We start from the raw sequence: 1,892 nt of genomic DNA on the forward strand, positions 1-1,892 counted from the left end.
TGACCGGATTCTTGGGCGCAAGCCTCGCCATTTATGGCGGGGTGAGCCCATCCCGTTTGTCGCCGGGCGTAGCCCGGCGGTTAAAGGGGCCGGGCTTGTCCGTTGATGTATTGCTTGATGATCGATAGCGGGGCACCTCCGCAGGAGACGGCGAAATACGACGGGGACCAGAGGTGTCCGCGCATGCGGGCGCGGACACACGCGCCGGTGAATTCGCGGCGCACCGCGTAGGCGGTGCGTCCTTTGAGTCGTTGGGCAAGAACGGCAATCGCGAGTGTGGGCGGATAAGCAACCAACAGATGCACGTGGTCGGTCTCGCCGTTGAACTCCACCAGATCGACATCGAGCTCGGCGCAGACGGCGCGCATGGTGGCTTCGGTGAAGGTGAGCATTGGATCGGTGAACAGTTTGCGTCGAAATTTGGTTGTCAGTGGTCACCTCTACGGTTGAGCTGTGGGTAACACCTATCTCAGTGCACCGACACCGGCCGAAGGGTCGGTGCGCAAACCGCGTGCGCGCAAACGCGCGAAAGGGGCGCCCACTCATGTGCGTGAGGTTCCCCCGCTTTTCCGGAGACTTCTGAACCAGGTTTGATCTTGCTGACCTGGAGGAAGGAAGTCTGCAGTGGCAATGAATAGGAAATACCCGGGCGAGCTGCGTGAGCGCGCGGTACGGCTGTATCGGGAGTCCGATCCCAAGCCGGTGATCGCGCAGCTCGCGCGGCAGCTGGGCGTGCACCCGGAGGCCTTGCGCAACTGGATCCGCCAAGACGAGGCCGACCGCGGCGAGCGCGACGACAGGCCGACGACACAGATGGTCGAAGAGAACCGCCGGCTGCGCGCGGAGAACACAGATCTGCGCCGGGTCAACGAGGTGTTGAAGGCGGCGAGTGCGTATTTCGCGTCGGAGATCGGCCCGACCCGGAGAAGGTCATGAACTTTATTGATGCGCATGCCTTTTCGGTCGGTCTCGTGCTGCGGGTCCTTGGTATCGCGGCTTCGACCTACTACGACTGGCGCAAGGCGCGACGCGAGCCGTCGCGGCGGGTGCGGGAGGACGCCGAGTTGTTGGGGTTGATCGACGAGATCCGTGGCGAGCACGAGTTCGCCGCCACCTACGGCTCTCCGCGGGTGTGGCTGGAACTGCGCAACCGGGGGGTGAAGGTCGGTCGTAAGCGGGTGGAGCGCATCATGCGCGCCAATGGCCGCCGGGGCGCCTACCTGCGCAAGGGCTGCAAGCACGGGTCCACCAGACAAAACCCCAAGCACACTGCGGCGCCGGACCTGCTGGGACGGGATTTCACCGCCACCGCGCCCAACCAGAAGTGGGTCGCCGATCTGACCCGCATCCTCACCCTCGAAGGGGTGCTGTGGCTGGCCAGCGTGCGCGACGCCTTCTCCAACAAGGTGGTCGGCTGGGATTCTGGCCCGCGCGCGACCACCGAGCTGGTGTGCTCGGCACTCGACTACGCCATCTTCTCCCGCGACGTACGTGACGGGCAGCTCATCCACCACAGCGACAAGGGCTGCCAATATACATCGATCCGGTTCACCCAGCGCCTGCTGGACGCCGGCATCGCGCCGTCGACCGGCGGTGTCGGGGATAGCTTCGACAATGCCCTGGCCGAGAACCTGTGGTCGACCATCAAGATCGAACTGATCTACTGGCCCGCAACTACATTCGCGACCAGAGCGGAAGCGCAAACAGCGTTGTTCCGCTACATCGACGGATGGTACAACCCCCGGCGCATCCAACAAGGCCTCGGTGGGTTCTCGCCCGACAAGTACGAGGCGGCCTGGCACGCCCGGCAGCATCACCACCAACCGGCTACCCTCCAACCCGAGGGCACCGATCCCAGATAGAAAAGTCTCCGGGAAAACGGGGGAGGTCCA

Annotated in this window: 3 protein-coding genes; 2 read left to right on the forward strand and 1 reads right to left on the reverse strand. The window is 64.2% G+C overall.

What is annotated here, in order from left to right; all coding sequences use genetic code 11:
- Window positions 1-80: 80 nt before the first annotated feature.
- A complete protein-coding gene (gene tnpA, locus F6Q13_RS17190) occupies window positions 81-392 on the reverse strand; it encodes an IS200/IS605 family transposase (protein ID WP_293059137.1) in 312 nt (103 codons plus the stop codon).
- A 238-nt stretch (window positions 393-630) separates the two neighbouring features.
- Here tnpA and F6Q13_RS17195 point away from each other — a divergent pair, with 238 nt between their 5' ends.
- Both F6Q13_RS17195 and F6Q13_RS17200 read left to right on the forward strand, forming a co-directional pair.
- Window positions 631-936 carry a transposase gene (locus F6Q13_RS17195; RefSeq protein WP_293059143.1) on the forward strand — a complete coding sequence of 102 codons (306 nt, stop codon included), beginning with the start codon at window positions 631-633 and terminating at the stop codon, window positions 934-936.
- Window positions 933-1,862, forward strand: a complete 930-nt coding sequence (locus tag F6Q13_RS17200) for an IS3 family transposase (protein ID WP_293059140.1) — start codon at window positions 933-935, stop codon at window positions 1,860-1,862. Before F6Q13_RS17195 ends, F6Q13_RS17200 begins: the two co-directional genes overlap by 4 nt.
- Window positions 1,863-1,892: the final 30 nt, after the last annotated feature.

Origin of the sequence: Mycobacterium sp. (assembly GCF_008709575.1) — a bacterium.
GTDB lineage: Bacteria > Actinomycetota > Actinomycetes > Mycobacteriales > Mycobacteriaceae > Mycobacterium.